The sequence below is a fragment of the Sinomonas terricola genome (assembly GCF_034931225.1).
Lineage (GTDB): Bacteria > Actinomycetota > Actinomycetes > Actinomycetales > Micrococcaceae > Sinomonas > Sinomonas terricola.
This window is the reverse complement of the sequence record NZ_JAYGGQ010000003.1, coordinates 1-13,432: the sequence shown is the minus strand read 5'-3', so window position 1 is coordinate 13,432 and position 13,432 is coordinate 1. Positions and strand designations below refer to the sequence as shown.

General features: G+C 68.6%; 13 protein-coding genes. 9 read left to right on the top strand and 4 right to left on the bottom strand.

What is annotated here, in order from left to right:
• Positions 1–89 precede the first annotated feature (89 nt).
• From lipB to SPF06_RS05845, 3 genes are all read left to right on the top strand, one after another.
• Entirely contained in the window at positions 90–794 is a 705-nt protein-coding gene (lipB, locus tag SPF06_RS05855; protein WP_323278050.1) for a lipoyl(octanoyl) transferase LipB, read from the top strand.
• On the top strand, positions 791–1,801 hold the full coding sequence (gene lipA / locus SPF06_RS05850; RefSeq protein ID WP_323278049.1) for a lipoyl synthase: 1,011 nt from the start codon (positions 791–793) through the stop codon (positions 1,799–1,801). Before lipB ends, lipA begins: the two co-directional genes overlap by 4 nt.
• A 93-nt stretch (positions 1,802–1,894) precedes the next feature.
• Positions 1,895–2,614 carry a DUF4191 domain-containing protein gene (locus tag SPF06_RS05845; RefSeq protein ID WP_323278048.1) on the top strand — a complete coding sequence of 240 codons (720 nt, stop codon included), beginning with the start codon at positions 1,895–1,897 and terminating at the stop codon, positions 2,612–2,614.
• Between the two features lie 113 nt (positions 2,615–2,727).
• On the opposite strand, the gene SPF06_RS05840 is transcribed toward SPF06_RS05845, so the two are convergent.
• A complete protein-coding gene (locus tag SPF06_RS05840; protein ID WP_323278046.1) occupies positions 2,728–3,162 on the bottom strand; it encodes an RDD family protein in 435 nt (144 codons plus the stop codon).
• 258 nt (positions 3,163–3,420) lie between these two features.
• Between SPF06_RS05840 and glnA (SPF06_RS05835) the strand changes: the two genes are divergently transcribed.
• From glnA (SPF06_RS05835) to SPF06_RS05825, 3 genes are all read left to right on the top strand, one after another.
• Positions 3,421–4,845 (top strand): type I glutamate--ammonia ligase, encoded by a 1,425-nt coding sequence (gene glnA, locus SPF06_RS05835; protein WP_323278044.1) that lies wholly within the window; start codon positions 3,421–3,423, stop codon positions 4,843–4,845.
• 154 nt (positions 4,846–4,999) lie between these two features.
• The gene (locus SPF06_RS05830; protein ID WP_323278042.1) at positions 5,000–5,218 is read left to right on the top strand and encodes a hypothetical protein; all 219 of its coding nucleotides are present in this window, start codon (positions 5,000–5,002) and stop codon (positions 5,216–5,218) included.
• A 40-nt stretch (positions 5,219–5,258) separates the two neighbouring features.
• Positions 5,259–5,777, top strand: a complete 519-nt coding sequence (locus tag SPF06_RS05825; protein ID WP_323278040.1) for a phosphoribosyltransferase — start codon at positions 5,259–5,261, stop codon at positions 5,775–5,777.
• A gap of 162 nt (positions 5,778–5,939) precedes the next feature.
• Here the strand turns inward: SPF06_RS05825 and SPF06_RS05820 are convergent, their stop codons facing one another.
• Positions 5,940–8,975: a bifunctional [glutamine synthetase] adenylyltransferase/[glutamine synthetase]-adenylyl-L-tyrosine phosphorylase gene (locus SPF06_RS05820; protein ID WP_323278038.1), complete on the bottom strand. Its 3,036-nt coding sequence runs from the start codon at positions 8,973–8,975 to the stop codon at positions 5,940–5,942.
• 6 nt (positions 8,976–8,981) lie between these two features.
• Positions 8,982–10,322: a type I glutamate--ammonia ligase gene (gene glnA / locus SPF06_RS05815; RefSeq protein ID WP_323278036.1), complete on the bottom strand. Its 1,341-nt coding sequence runs from the start codon at positions 10,320–10,322 to the stop codon at positions 8,982–8,984.
• 74 nt (positions 10,323–10,396) lie between these two features.
• Between glnA (SPF06_RS05815) and panB the strand changes: the two genes are divergently transcribed.
• A complete protein-coding gene (panB, locus tag SPF06_RS05810) occupies positions 10,397–11,278 on the top strand; it encodes a 3-methyl-2-oxobutanoate hydroxymethyltransferase (protein ID WP_323278034.1) in 882 nt (293 codons plus the stop codon).
• A 41-nt stretch (positions 11,279–11,319) separates the two neighbouring features.
• Here the strand turns inward: panB and SPF06_RS05805 are convergent, their stop codons facing one another.
• The gene (locus SPF06_RS05805; protein ID WP_323278284.1) at positions 11,320–11,508 is read right to left on the bottom strand and encodes an SPOR domain-containing protein; all 189 of its coding nucleotides are present in this window, start codon (positions 11,506–11,508) and stop codon (positions 11,320–11,322) included.
• A 38-nt stretch (positions 11,509–11,546) separates the two neighbouring features.
• Between SPF06_RS05805 and map the strand changes: the two genes are divergently transcribed.
• Both map and ppgK read left to right on the top strand, forming a co-directional pair.
• The gene (gene map / locus SPF06_RS05800; RefSeq protein ID WP_323278032.1) at positions 11,547–12,425 is read left to right on the top strand and encodes a type I methionyl aminopeptidase; all 879 of its coding nucleotides are present in this window, start codon (positions 11,547–11,549) and stop codon (positions 12,423–12,425) included.
• A 76-nt stretch (positions 12,426–12,501) separates the two neighbouring features.
• Positions 12,502–13,299, top strand: coding sequence for a polyphosphate--glucose phosphotransferase (gene ppgK / locus SPF06_RS05795; protein ID WP_323278030.1), 798 nt, complete (start codon positions 12,502–12,504; stop codon positions 13,297–13,299).
• Positions 13,300–13,432: the final 133 nt, after the last annotated feature.

The following is a 13,432-nucleotide window of genomic DNA, read 5'->3' as shown; positions in this document are numbered from 1 at the left end:
CGCGCTGAAAGTTATCCACAGCACTCAGGCGACGTGATGTGAGTCATCTCATGGCAACTCGGCGCTGCCGGAGGACTAAGCTGGTCCGCATGACTCTTGCGTTCACCCGGCTGGGGTTCGCGCCAGACTACGTTGACTACACCGCGGGACTCGCGGCGCAGCAGCAGCTCCACGACGATGTGGCAGCCGGAAGGACCCCCAGCACTGTCCTCCTGCTCGAGCACGCTCCGGTCTACACAGCCGGCAAGCGGACCGAGGACCACGAGAGGCCCCTCGACGGAACCCCGGTCGTCCCCGTGGACCGCGGCGGCAAGCTAACGTGGCACGGTCCCGGGCAGCTCGTCGGCTACCCGATCGTGCGGCTCAAGGAGCGCCGCGCGATCCGCGCCTATGTCGAGCTGCTCGAGGACGTCATGATCACCGTCATCTCCGAGTACGGCATCAAGGCCGAGCACGTCGACGGACGCTCCGGCGTGTGGGTGCGCGCCGACGAGCTGGGCGGGGACCGGAAGATCGCCGCGATCGGCATCAGCGTGCACGACGGGATCACGGGCCACGGCTTCGCGATCAACTGCAGTAACAGCCTCGCCCCCTACGAGCAGATCATCGCGTGCGGCATCACCGACGCCGGCACGACGACGATCTCGGCCGAGGCGGGCCGTGAGATCAGCCCGCTCGACATCGCCGGCCGCATCACCGAGGAACTCTCCCGCCGTGCCGGCGAGTTCGCTGCCGACGATCTCGGCATCGAGGACCTCCCCACCGCTTCCCCAACCGAAGGAGCACTTCTGTGACGCTCGCACCCGAGGGACGCCGGCTGCTGCGCATCGAGCAGCGCAATGCCGAGACGCCCGTGGAGCGCAAGCCCGAATGGATCAAGGCCAAGGTCCATATGGGGCCGGAGTTCATCCAGCTCAAGAACCAAGTGAAGAAGGAAGGTCTTCACACGGTCTGCGAAGAAGCCGGCTGTCCCAACATCTTCGAATGCTGGGAGGACAAGGAGGCGACCTTCCTCATCGGCGGGTCGGAATGCACGCGCCGCTGCGACTTCTGCCAGATCGACACCGGCAAGCCCTCCCCGCTCGACCGCTTCGAGCCGGCCAAGGTCGCCCGCTCGGTGCAGTCCATGGGCCTGCGCTACGCGACTGTCACCGGCGTCGCCCGTGACGATCTCGAGGACGAAGGCGCGTGGCTCTACGCGGAGACCATCCGGAAGATCCACGAGCTCAACCCGGGCACCGGCGTCGAGATCCTCATCCCCGACTTCTCCGGCAAGCCCGAGCACATCACTGCGATCTGCGACGCCAGGCCTGAGGTGTTCGCGCACAACGTCGAGACCGTGCCGCGCATCTTCAAGCGCATCCGCCCGGCCTTCCGCTACGAACGATCCCTCGACGTCATCACCCAGGGCCGCGACCAGGGCATGGTCACGAAGTCGAACCTCATCCTCGGGATGGGCGAGACCCGCGACGAGATCTCACAGGCCATGCGCGACCTCCACGAGGCCGGCTGCGATCTCCTGACCATCACGCAGTACCTGCGTCCGTCCGAGCGCCACCATCCCGTGGACCGCTGGGTCAAGCCGCAGGAGTTCCTCGAGCTCTCCCAGGAGGCCGAGGAAATCGGCTTCCTCGGGGTCATGAGCGGCCCACTCGTGCGCTCGTCGTACCGCGCCGGCCGGCTCTGGGCCACGGCGATGCGGAAGAAGGGCTGGGAGATCCCGCAGCAGCTCGCCCACATCGAGTCGTCGGGGACCACGCGGCAGGAAGCCGCGACTCTTCTCGCTGCTCAGGGGAGCTGACACCGCGCCCCACTTCGCCGTGCGCCGCCCGCAGGACTTTCGTCCCGCGGGCGGCGTTCCACGTCGGGGCACTTCACATAGAATTGAGGGACTATGGCGAAGAACCCCTCCACCACGCCCTCGGAGAACGCTCCGAAGAAGGCGAAGAAGCCGAACAGCTTCCAGCAGATGATCCAGGTCTTCCAGATGACCCGTCGGTCAGACCCGAATGTCGTCTGGCTCATGGCGCTGGCCTTCCTCGTCCTGGTGGGCGTGAGCCTCCTCGTCGGCTTCCTGCTCGACAACTGGGTCACAGGACTCATCATCGGCATCATGCTCGGCCTCCTCGGCGCCGTGCTCCTCCTGAGCCGCAGGGCCGAGCGCGCCGCATTCGCTCAGATCGAGGGGCAGCCCGGAGCTGCGGGCGCGGCCCTCAGCACCCTCCGCCGCGGGTGGATCATCGAAGAGCAGCCTGTCGCGATGAACCCGCGCACGCAGGACCTCGTGTTCCGCGCGGTCGGGCGCCCCGGCGTCGTGCTCGTGACGGAAGGGCCCGCGAGCCGCGTGCGGCAGCTCGTCGACGGCGAGCGGAAGCGGCTCGCCCGCATTCTGCCGAACGTGCCGATCCACGTGGTCGAGTCGGGCCGCGATGAGGGTCAGACGCCGATCGACAAGGTCGCGAAGGCCCTCCAGAAGCTCAAGCCCGAGCTCACGAAGGTCGAGGTCCAGGCGGTCAACAAGCGGCTCGCCTCGCTCGGCACGCGCCTCCCCATTCCGAAGGGCATCGATCCGACCCGCGTGCGCCCCGACCGGCGCGCCATGCGCGGCCGCTGAGGCCTTCAGCCCCTTAGTCGCTGAGCCTTCGGCCCCTATGACGGAAGCCCGCGGCCTTCGCCCTCCCAGGCGAGGTCCGCGGGCTTTGATCATCCGACGCCGGAGCGGCCGGGTCACATGCGCACGAGCACCGTCTTGGCAACCTTGTCGTGCAGGCCGCGCTGGTCGGCGTCGAACACGACCGCGGGGATCACGAGGCACAGGAGCAACGTGCGGATGATTGCCGCCGGGATGCCGGCCGGATCGCCGCCGAGGCGGACAACCTTGATCCCGACCACGCGATGCCCGAGGCCGAAGCCGGCGGTTCCCACGAGCACCATCTGCTCCGCAGCGAAGACGGCGAGCGTCGCGATCGAGTCGGACTGGAAGAAGGCCGCCGAGATGAGGAGGCACGCGGCCCAATCGATGCAGAGGGCGACCACGCGACGGCCGGGGCGAGCAACCGACCCTGAGCCGGTCCGCGGGAGGCCGAGCGCGCGGCCTGGGTAGTAGTCTGGCTCGGTGGGCGGCCCACTGAGCCATGAACCGATATCTCTGCGGTCGATCACCGCACCAGTCTAGTTGCGCTCGCTTTACGCCGATCTGGCATGCGTTACGTGCTTTCTTTACCCTCGGACGCGCGACCGCCTAGCGTGGGTCCACGGCGGCGGGGTGATGTAACCTCGCCGAAACAATGCGGACACTGCCGGGAAACTCCGTGTTCGTAGGCTGAGTGCCGTTGCAGCTCGGCGCCTGCGCCGCGCGGCGATCATGCCTGCGCCCCGTTCGTGCCCGGTGCGTGCCATTCCGATCTGTAAGGAGAACAGATGTTCAAGTCTGCGGAGGAAGTCCTCAAGTTCATCCAGGACGAGGATGTCAAGTTCGTTGACATCCGGTTCACCGACCTGCCCGGCGTCCAGCAGCACTTCAACGTCCCCGCGAAGACGGTGGATGAGGACTTCTTCGTCAACGGACAGCTCTTCGACGGCTCGTCCATCCGCGGCTTCCAGGGCATCGCCGAGTCGGACATGCAGCTCATCCCGGACGTCACGACGGCGTACGTCGACCCGTTCCGCGTCGAGAAGACGCTTGCGCTCAACTTCTCGATCGTCAACCCGCGCACGGGCGAGCCGTACCACCGCGACCCGCGCGGTGTCGCAGAGCGCGCCGAGGCCTACCTCGCCTCGACGGGCATCGCGGACACCGCGTTCTTCGCCCCCGAGGCCGAGTTCTACGTCTTCGACAACGTCCAGTTCGAGTCCTCGCCGCAGGGTTCCTTCTACAAGGTCGACTCGATCGAGGCGCCGTGGAACAACGGCCGCGAAGAAGAGGGCGGCAACCTCGGCAACAAGACCCCGTTCAAGGGCGGCTACTTCCCGGTCTCGCCGGTCGACCACCAGGCCGATCTCCGCGACGCGATGGTCCTGAACCTCGACGCCGTCGGCCTCGAGGTCGAGCGCTCGCACCACGAGGTCGGTGCCGCCGGCCAGGCCGAGATCAACTACAAGTTCTCGACGCTCGTCCGTGCCGCCGACGACCTGCAGAAGTTCAAGTACGTCATCAAGAACACTGCGACCGAGTGGGGCAAGGCCGTCACGTTCATGCCGAAGCCGATCTTCGGCGACAACGGCTCGGGCATGCACTGCCACCAGTCGCTGTGGAACGGCAGCGAGCCGCTCTTCTACGACGAGAAGGGCTACGCGAGCCTCTCCGACCTCGCTCGCTGGTACATCGGCGGCCTCCTCAAGCACTCCTCGGCCGTCCTCGCGTTCACGAACCCGACGGTGAACTCGTACAAGCGCCTCGTCAAGGGCTTCGAAGCGCCCGTCAACATGGTGTACTCGCAGGGCAACCGCTCGGCTGGCATCCGCATCCCGATCACGGGCACCAACCCGAAGGCCAAGCGCATCGAGTTCCGCGCGCCGGACCCGTCGTCGAACCCGTACCTCGCGTTCGCCGCGCAGCTCATGGCCGGCATCGACGGTATCCGCAACCGCATCGAGCCGCCCGCCCCGATCGACAAGGACCTCTACGAGCTGCCCGCCGAGGAGGCCAAGGACATCCCCAAGGCCCCGGGCTCGCTCGAGGAGGCGCTCGACGCGCTCGAGGCGGACAACGAGTTCCTCCAGGCCGGTGGCGTCTTCACCCAGGACCTCATCGAGACGTGGATCGCGTACAAGCGCGAGAAGGAGATCGCTCCGCTCTCGCTGCGCCCGAACCCCTACGAGTTCGAGCTCTACTTCGGCGTCTGATCCACGGCTCCCTCAGCCAGATCTGGGCCCCCGAGAGTCCGCACAGGCCGCGCGCTTCCCCGCGCTGCGGCCTGTGCGGACTTTTCTGTGCCGGCCGCGGAACCACGACGACGCCGCCGTTTCCGGCGTGGCAGAACGGGCGTACCTTCACGGTATGGAGTTCATTCGCGTCGCCTATTACCTCGATGGGCAGCCGGGACCCATCGTGCACACCGTCACGGCACAGACTGTCGAGGAGGCCATTTCCGCGAGCGACGAGACGGTCTCCGACCTCGCGGGCCTCCCCGTCCCCCTCGTCCGCCTCGAGATCCTCGAACCGAAACATCACCGCGCCGTCGCGGCCTGGAGCCGCTCTGGCTGGTCAGTGTTCTGAGGACGTCAGTACGCGGCTGCGGCTCGGGTACCTTAAGGGAATGGCATCTGAGCTCGATGAATCAGGCACGGCAGTCCTCGGCGAATCCGAGCGGGAAGTCCTCAGCTGGCCCGATTTCGGGAACGCCGCGCGCGACCTCGCGGCGGACGTCGTCGAGAGCGGATTCGAGCCCGACGTCGTCGTCGCGATCGCACGCGGCGGCCTGCTGCTTGCGGGCGCTGTCGCCTACGCGCTCGGCACCAAATCGTGCGGCGCGCTCAACGTCGAGTTCTACACCGGAATCGACGAGCGCCTCCCTGAGCCCATCGTGCTCCCGCCGCTCCTCGACGAGGCGTCAGTCCACGCGAAGCGGGTGCTCCTGGTCGACGACGTCTCCGACTCCGGCCGAACCCTCGCGAAGGTCGTGGACCTCATCACGGCGTGGGGCGCGGACGTGCGGACGGTGTGCCTTTACAGCAAGCCCCGGACGATCCTCGAGCCGGACTTCGTCTGGCGCCGCACGGACCGTTGGATCACGTTCCCGTGGTCTGCGCTGCCCCCAGTCACCTCCCCTGGCTGAACTCGCCGTGTGAGCCGCACGTCACAGTCCAGCGTGGGCGTGCCAACCCTTTTACGTGTCCATCAGTTGGCGATACTGTAATGCAACGCACGGCGCCTGAGGGCGGTTCGGGCGTCGGCGCGCCCGGGCCCTGGGCAGAGCACCGGGCGCGCTGCCAGAGCCCTACCCCGCGGCGTAGAACCTCTCCTCGAAAACGTGGCGAGTGCGCCGCGTGAGCTGCAGATAGCGCTGCTCGAACGCGGTCGCCTGCCCCGGCGCGTACCCGCACCACCGGGCAACGGCCTCGAGGTCCCGCCGCGACGACGGAAGCATGTCGGACGCCCTTCCGGACCACACCACATTCGCGCTGCGGACCCGGCTCGCAAGTCGCCACGTCTCGGCCAAGAGAGTCGCCTCGGCCTCGCCCACATAGCCCAGGCGTTCCGCGGCAGCAAGGGCGACGAGCGTCGACGTCGTCCGCAGCTCGGGGTTCTCGGCGGCGTGCTCGAGCTGGATCACCTGGACGAGCCATTCGACGTCGCTCAGCCCGCCGCGGCCGAGCTTGACGTGCCGCCCCGGGTCCGCGCCGCGGGGCAGCCGTTCCGCCTCGACCCGCGCCTTGATCCGGCGGATCTCGGTGACGTCCGCGGCGGAGAGCTCCTGGGGATAGCGGACGGTGTCGATGAGGGCCATGAAATCCGCGGCGAGGCTGTCGTCGCCCGCCATGGGGCGTGCCCGGAGCAGAGCCTGCGCCTCCCAGACGAGCGCCCAGCGACGGTAGTATTCGGCGAACGACTCGAGGGAGCGCACGAGGGGGCCCGCCTTGCCCTCCGGCCGCAGATCGGCGTCGAGCTGGAGCACGCGCTCAGCCTGGACCGCAGGCTTGAGGGGCTGCGTGAGAAGGCCCGAGAGGGAGGCGACGATCTCCTTGGCCTGGCGCTGGGCCGCATCGTGGTCCGCCCCAGGGAGAGGCCGGTGCACGTACATGACGTCGGCATCCGAGCCGTAGCCGATCTCCCGCCCACCCTCGCGGCCCATGGCGACGACGAGCACGTGGGTGAGGAGCGGACCGTTCGAGGCTGCCTGGTCCTCGGCGACCCGCAGCGCACCCAGGACGGCCGCCTGGTCCGCGTCCGCAAGCGCGTGCCCGACGCCGTCCTGGTCAAGCAGCCCCGCGCTGTCCGCGATCGCGATCCGGAGGATCTCGCGCCGTCGGATGAGGCGGATGAGCCGCATGCGGGACGTCGCATCCTCATGCCGGGAGATCTTGGACTGGATCTCCTGCCACTGGACGTCGAGGGGCACGGGAGCGAGTTCCCTGTCGTGGCCGAGCCACGCGACGGATTCCGGGGAGACCTCGAGGAGGTCCGCGATGAGCCGCGAGTTCGCGAGCACATGGCACAGGCGCTCGGCCGCGGCCGCCGAGTCCCGGAGCATGCCGAGATACCAGTGCGTCGCCCCCAGCGTCTCGCTCACGCGGCGGAACGCAAGAAGGCCAGCGTCCGGGTCGACCCCCTGGGCGAGCCAGTCGAGGAGCACGGGCAGGAGCTGACGCTGAAGCGCGGCCCGGCGGCTCACGCCCGCAGTCAAAGCCTCGATGTGCCGCATCGCGCCCTGCGGGTCGCGGTAGCCAAGCGCCGCAAGGCGCCCCTGCGCGGCCTCGGGCGAGAGCTTCGCCTCCTCGGGGCTCAGGTTCGCCACCGAGTTCAGGAGGGGCCGATAGAAGATGCGCTCGTGCAGCTCGCGCACGCTGCGCTTCGTGCGGTGCCACGAGTCGAGGAGGGACTCCGGTGATGCCTTCGACGTGTCCATGACGCCTTGGACAGACCGTGCGAGGGCCCGCAGCGCGTCCTTCTTGAGAGGCATGAGGTGGGTTCGTCGAAGATGCGCGAGCTGGATGCGGTGCTCAAGCAGGCGGAGGCGTCGATACGACGCGTCGAACTCGGCGGCCGCGGCTCGGCCGATGTAGCCGCCTGCCGCGAGAGCCGCGATCGCCGACGTCGTATCGCGCACGCGCAAGGAGTCGTCCGCGCGCCCGTGCACGAGCTGGAGCAGCTGCACCGTGAACTCGACGTCGCGGAGCCCTCCCGTTCCAAGCTTGATCTGCCGGTCCGCTTCCGCCGCAGGGATGTGCTCCGTGACCCGCCGCCGCATGGCCTGGACCGACTCGACGAACCCCTCCCGCCCCGCGGAGGCCCAGACGAGGGGCGCGACGGCCTCCTCGTAGCGGTGGCCCAAGTCGCCGTCGCCCGCGATCCAGCGGGCTTTGAGCAGCGCCTGGAACTCCCAGCTCTGGGCCCAGCGCGCGTAATACGCAAGGTGCGATTCGAGGGTCCTCACGAGGGGCCCATCCTTGCCCTCGGGCCTCAGATTCGCGTCGACCTGCCAGAGGGCCGGTTCGCGAGCCATGCCCGAGACCGCGCGGGAGAGGCCCGTGGCGAGCGCCGTCCCGATCTTCAGGACGGCGGCTTCGTCCAGGCTTTCGCCTGCACCCCCGCTGCCCTCGACGACGTAGATGACGTCGACGTCGGAGATGTAGTTGAGCTCGCGCGCACCGCATTTGCCCATGCCGATGACCGCGAGGGCAACGGCGGCGACGGCCTCATCCCCGAACGTCGCCGCGGCCTCGGCGCGGGCGACGGCGAGCCCCGCCTCGAGCGCTGCGGCAGCGAGGTCCGCGAGCTCTGCCGCCGCCGTGGGCAGGAAGTCCGTCGGCGAGGCGGCCCCGAGGTCGCGAATGGCGAGCTCGCACAGGTGACGGCGATACCGCACCCTGAGAGCCTCGTAAGCGTCCGTCCCGGTTCGGGCCGCGACGGGCCGCTTGGCCGCGGGATCCGCGCCGACCGAGCGCAGGAGCGACGCGCGGAGGGCGGCGGGGCTGGCACCCCGCGGTTCCGCTGAGGGGACCGTGTCGAAGACATCGAGGTGCTCGGGCCGGCGCACGAGGAACTCTCCGAGGGCTTCGGAAGCGCCGAGGAGCCGGAAGAGCGATTCGCTGCGCGCCAGGCCCGCTTCGACGGTCGACCGGAGGCGGGGGTCCCGCTCCAGGAGTCGGACGAGCGTGACGAGGGCGGTGTCCGGGTCTGGGGCGACCCCGAGCCCCGCGAGGAGGACCTCCTCATCGATCCCTGCCAGTTCGCGCGCCGCGAGGAACCTCTCGGCACGCTCCGGATCTGCCGATCCGAGGGCGATAAGCCGCCGTGCAAGGCTGGGGGCCATGGCAGCCTAGAGGATGCCCAGATTGCGGTGCAGCTCGTACGGCGTGACCTCGAGGCGGTACTCGTTCCACTCCTGGCGCTTGTTGCGCAGGAAGTACTCGAAGACCTGCTCGCCGAGGATCTGCGCCATGAGCTCCGAATCCTCCATCATGCTGATCGCGTCGTGGAGGCTCGAGGGAAGCGGCGAGTGTCCGAGCACGCGGCGCTCGGCCGAGGTGAGCGATGCGATGTCGTCCTCGGCGGCCTCCGGGAGCTCGTACTCCTCCTCGATGCCCTTGAGTCCCGCGCCGAGCAGTACCGCGTACGAAAGGTACGGGTTCGTGGCCGAGTCGATGCCGCGGTACTCGACGCGAGCCGACTGGCCCTTGCCCGGCTTGTACAGGGGAACGCGGACGAGTGCCGAACGGTTGTTGTGGCCCCAGCTCAGGTAGCTCGGGGCCTCTCCCCCGCCCCACAGGCGCTTGTACGAGTTGACGAACTGGTTTGTGACAGCGGTGAATTCGTTGGCGTGGCGCAGAAGGCCCGCGATGAAGTGGCGGGCGGTCTTCGAGAGCTGGAACTGCGCGCCCGGCTCGTGAAACGCGTTCGTGTCCCCCTCGAAGAGCGAGAAGTGGGTGTGCATGCCGGAGCCGGGGTGCTGCGTGAAGGGCTTGGGCATGAACGTCGCGTAAGCGCCCTGCTGGATCGCGACCTCCTTGACGACCGTGCGGAACGTCATGATGTTGTCCGCGGTCTGGAGCGCGTCCGCATAGCGGAGGTCGATCTCGTTCTGGCCCGGGCCGCCCTCGTGGTGGCTGAACTCGACCGAGATCCCGACGGATTCGAGCATGTTCACGACCGTCCGGCGGAAGTCCTGGGCGACGCCGCCGGGAACGTGGTCGAAATAGCCGCCCTGATCGATCGGGACGGGCCCGCCGTCCGCTCCGAGCCGGTCCGATTCGAGGAGGTAGAACTCGATCTCGGGGTGCGTGTAGCACGTGAAGCCCATCTCGGCGGCCTTCGCGAGTGTCCGCTTGAGCACGTTCCGGGGGTCCGCAGGCGAGGGCTCTCCGTCCGGCGTGAGGATGTCGCAGAACATACGGGACGTCGGCTCAGTCTCGCCGCGCCAAGGCAGGATCTGGAACGTCGAGGGGTCCGGCTGCAGGAGCATGTCCGACTCGGAGACCCGCGCGAGCCCCTCGATCGACGAACCGTCGAATCCGAGCCCCTCGTCGAACGCACCCTCGACCTCGGCCGGCGCGAGCGCCACCGACTTGAGTGAGCCCACGACATCGGTGAACCACAGACGGACGAAGCGGACGTCGCGCTCCTCAATGGTGCGGAGCACGAATTCCTGCTGACGGTTCATGGGGTGTCTCCCTTACGAGTTCAGGCCCTAGCGCGCATCCCCCACTCTACTCAGCTTCGACTAGTCTCGTCCGTATGGCCCCCACCACTTCTCCCGAGTCTCCTGCCCCTTACGGAAGCGGCCCGCAGGCGTCGCGTATGCCGTCGCACCCGGGCGGACGGGTCCGCATCCACCATCTCGCGGCGGCCAAGGAACGCGGCGAGCGCTTCGCGATGCTCACGGCCTACGACCAGTACACGGCGCAGATCTTCGACGAGGCGGGCGTGGAGGTGCTCCTCATCGGCGATTCCGCGGCGAACAACGTGTTCGGGCACGAGACGAGCCTTCCCGTGACGGTCGACGAGCTCCTCCCCCTGTGCCGCGCCGTCGCCCGCTCCGCGCATCACGCACTCGTCGTTGCCGACTTCCCCTTCGGAAGCTATGAGGTCTCGCCCGCGCAGGCCGTCGAGACGGGCGTGCGCTTCCTCAAGGAAGGGCTCGTCCACGCCGTCAAGCTCGAGGGCGGCGCCTACTACGCCGACACGGTGCGGGCGATGGTCCAGGCGGGCATTCCCGTCATGGCCCACATCGGCTTCACTCCGCAGAGCGAGCACGCGCTCGGCGGCTATCGCGTCCAGGGAAGGGGCGACGACGCAGCTCGCCTCATCGAGGACGCGAAGGCGCTCGAGGCGGCCGGGGCCTTCTGCGTCCTCATGGAGATGGTGCCCGCGGAAACGGCGGCGGCCGTCGATGCAGCCATCTCGATTCCCACCGTAGGGATCGGCGCGGGCGCGTCCACGACCGGGCAGGTCCTCGTGTGGCAGGACATGGCCGGCCTCCGGGGCGGCGAGGGCGTCCGGATCGCGAAGTTCGTCAAGCGCTACGCCAACCTCCGCGAGACGCTCCTCGACGCGGCGCGCCAGTACGCTGACGAGGTTCGCACGGGCGTCTTCCCCGGGCCCGAGCACAGCTTCTGAGACGCAAGGGCCCGGCCGGGAAATCCGGCCGGGCCCTGCGCTCAATCCTTGTCGGACCAGCCGTCTCCGTCGGTGTCCGAAGGATCCCACGCGCGGTTGCGCTCCTTGACCTTCTCGAGGGCGTGTTCCGCTTCCTCGCGGGTCTCATAGGGTCCGATGAGCTGGGTCCAATCACTCATAGCGTCCTCTTCGACCTGATGAGTCCGGACGTTGTACCAATACTGCGTCATGCCGTTCGTCATCCTTCCCTCGCGAGTACACTCAGCCTATGCCTTCTCCGTCACCCACGGCACCCGTGGGCACGCTCGTGCCCGGGGCCGTCTCTCCCCAGCGCAAGGTCCCGGACTCGATCCCGCGGCCGGCCTATGTCGGGAAGGACGTGCCCGAGCGGTACGAGGGCAACGATGTGTACTCGCCGGAGCAGGTCGAGCGAATCCGGGCGGCGGGGAAGATCGCGGCCCAGGCGATCGTCGAAGTCGGCGCGCACATCCGCCCCGGAGTCACGACCGACGAGCTAGACCGGATCGGGCATCAATTTCTCATCGACCACGGCGCCTACCCGTCGACCCTCGGCTACCGCGGCTTCCCGAAGTCGCTGTGCACGTCCCTCAACGAAGTCATCTGCCACGGCATCCCCGACTCAACCGAGCTCGCCGACGGCGACATCATCAACATCGACATCACGGCGTTCAAAGACGGCGTGCACGGGGACACGAATTTCACGTTCCTGGTCGGGGACGTCGACGAGGAATCGAGGCTGCTCGTCGAGAGGACCCAGGAGTCGCTCCGCCGCGCCATCAAGGCCGTCGCCCCCGGTCGCGAGATCAACGTCATCGGGCGCGCGATCGAATCCTATGCGAGGCGGTTCGGGTACGGAGTGGTGCGCGACTTCACGGGCCACGGCGTCGGCGAGGCCTTCCACTCCGGGCTGATCATCCCGCACTACGATGCCGCGCCGGCCTACAGCCGCGTGCTCGAGCCCGGCATGGTCTTCACGATCGAGCCCATGCTCACGCTCGGCACGATCCAGTGGGACATGTGGGACGACGGCTGGACCGTCGTCACGCGCGATCGCCGGCGGACGGCGCAGTTCGAGCACACGCTCGTCGTCACCGACTCCGGCGCCGAGATCCTCACAGCCCCCTAGCGCCGGGGCCGTGCCGGCGCCGAGCCAGGCCCCCGGGCCACCCCTCCTGACCCTGACCCCGCGAGAGGCGGAACGCATGTCAAAGAGCGAGAAGAAGAAGTCCGGCCACCTCATCGGCATCGACATCGGCGGCACGGGCATCAAGGGCGGCATCGTCGATCTCAAGAAGGGCAAGCTCGTGGGCGACCGCGTGCGCATCGAGACGCCGCAGCCCGCCGCCCCCGAGCCCGTCGCCGAGGTCGTCGCGCGCATCGTCGCCGAGCTGAGCGAGCGCGACCAGGCGCCGGATACCGACACGCCGGTGGGCGTCGCGTTCCCCGCGATCATCCAGCACGGCGTCGCGCGCTCGGCGGCCAACGTGGACAAGTCGTGGATCGACTTCGAGGTCAACAAGCACTTCAGCGAGCGCCTCGGCCGCCCCGTCGAGGTCATCAACGACGCCGACGCCGCCGGCCTCGCCGAAGTCCGCTACGGTGCGGGCAAGGGCATCGACGGCACGGTGCTCGTCATCACGCTGGGCACGGGAATCGGCTCGGCCTTCGTGTTCGATGGGCAGCTCGTGCCCAACGCCGAACTCGGCCACCTCGAGATCGACGGCTTCGACGCCGAGACGAAGGCCTCCGCCGTCGCGCGCGAACGTGAGGGCATCGGCTGGGAGGACTACAGCGTCCGCCTCCAGCGCTACTTCTCGCACGTCGAGTTCCTCTTCTCGCCCGAGCTCTTCATCGTGGGCGGCGGCATCTCGAAGCGCGCGGACGAATACCTCCCGCGCCTCAAGCTACGCACGCCGATCGTCCCTGCCGAGCTCAAGAACGAGGCAGGCATCGTGGGAGCCGCCCTGCAGGTCGCGATCCACCACAAGCTCCACAAGTAGGAGCACGAACGCCAGCGCGGAACGGCCGCGGGCGCCCCCCCCGGGGGGGGGGGCGGGGGGGGGGGGGGGGCGGGGGGGGGGGTTGCAACAGGGGCCTGCGGGGGAGGGGGGAGGGAGCCGAGAAATCCGCGAG

What these genes read in the sequence shown, in the direction of transcription:
- lipB (WP_323278050.1), top strand. Translation starts at nt 90, where the DNA reads ATGACTCTTGCGTTCACCCGGCTGGGGTTCGCGCCAGACTACGTTGAC.
- SPF06_RS05845 (WP_323278048.1), top strand. Translation starts at nt 1,895, where the DNA reads ATGGCGAAGAACCCCTCCACCACGCCCTCGGAGAACGCTCCGAAGAAG.
- glnA (WP_323278044.1), top strand. Translation starts at nt 3,421, where the DNA reads ATGTTCAAGTCTGCGGAGGAAGTCCTCAAGTTCATCCAGGACGAGGAT.
- SPF06_RS05830 (WP_323278042.1), top strand. Translation starts at nt 5,000, where the DNA reads ATGGAGTTCATTCGCGTCGCCTATTACCTCGATGGGCAGCCGGGACCC.
- SPF06_RS05825 (WP_323278040.1), top strand. Translation starts at nt 5,259, where the DNA reads ATGGCATCTGAGCTCGATGAATCAGGCACGGCAGTCCTCGGCGAATCC.
- SPF06_RS05820 (WP_323278038.1), bottom strand. Translation starts at nt 8,975, where the DNA reads ATGGCCCCCAGCCTTGCACGGCGGCTTATCGCCCTCGGATCGGCAGAT.
- glnA (WP_323278036.1), bottom strand. Translation starts at nt 10,322, where the DNA reads ATGAACCGTCAGCAGGAATTCGTGCTCCGCACCATTGAGGAGCGCGAC.
- panB (WP_323278034.1), top strand. Translation starts at nt 10,397, where the DNA reads ATGGCCCCCACCACTTCTCCCGAGTCTCCTGCCCCTTACGGAAGCGGC.
- SPF06_RS05805 (WP_323278284.1), bottom strand. Translation starts at nt 11,508, where the DNA reads ATGACGCAGTATTGGTACAACGTCCGGACTCATCAGGTCGAAGAGGAC.
- map (WP_323278032.1), top strand. Translation starts at nt 11,547, where the DNA reads ATGCCTTCTCCGTCACCCACGGCACCCGTGGGCACGCTCGTGCCCGGG.
- ppgK (WP_323278030.1), top strand. Translation starts at nt 12,502, where the DNA reads ATGTCAAAGAGCGAGAAGAAGAAGTCCGGCCACCTCATCGGCATCGAC.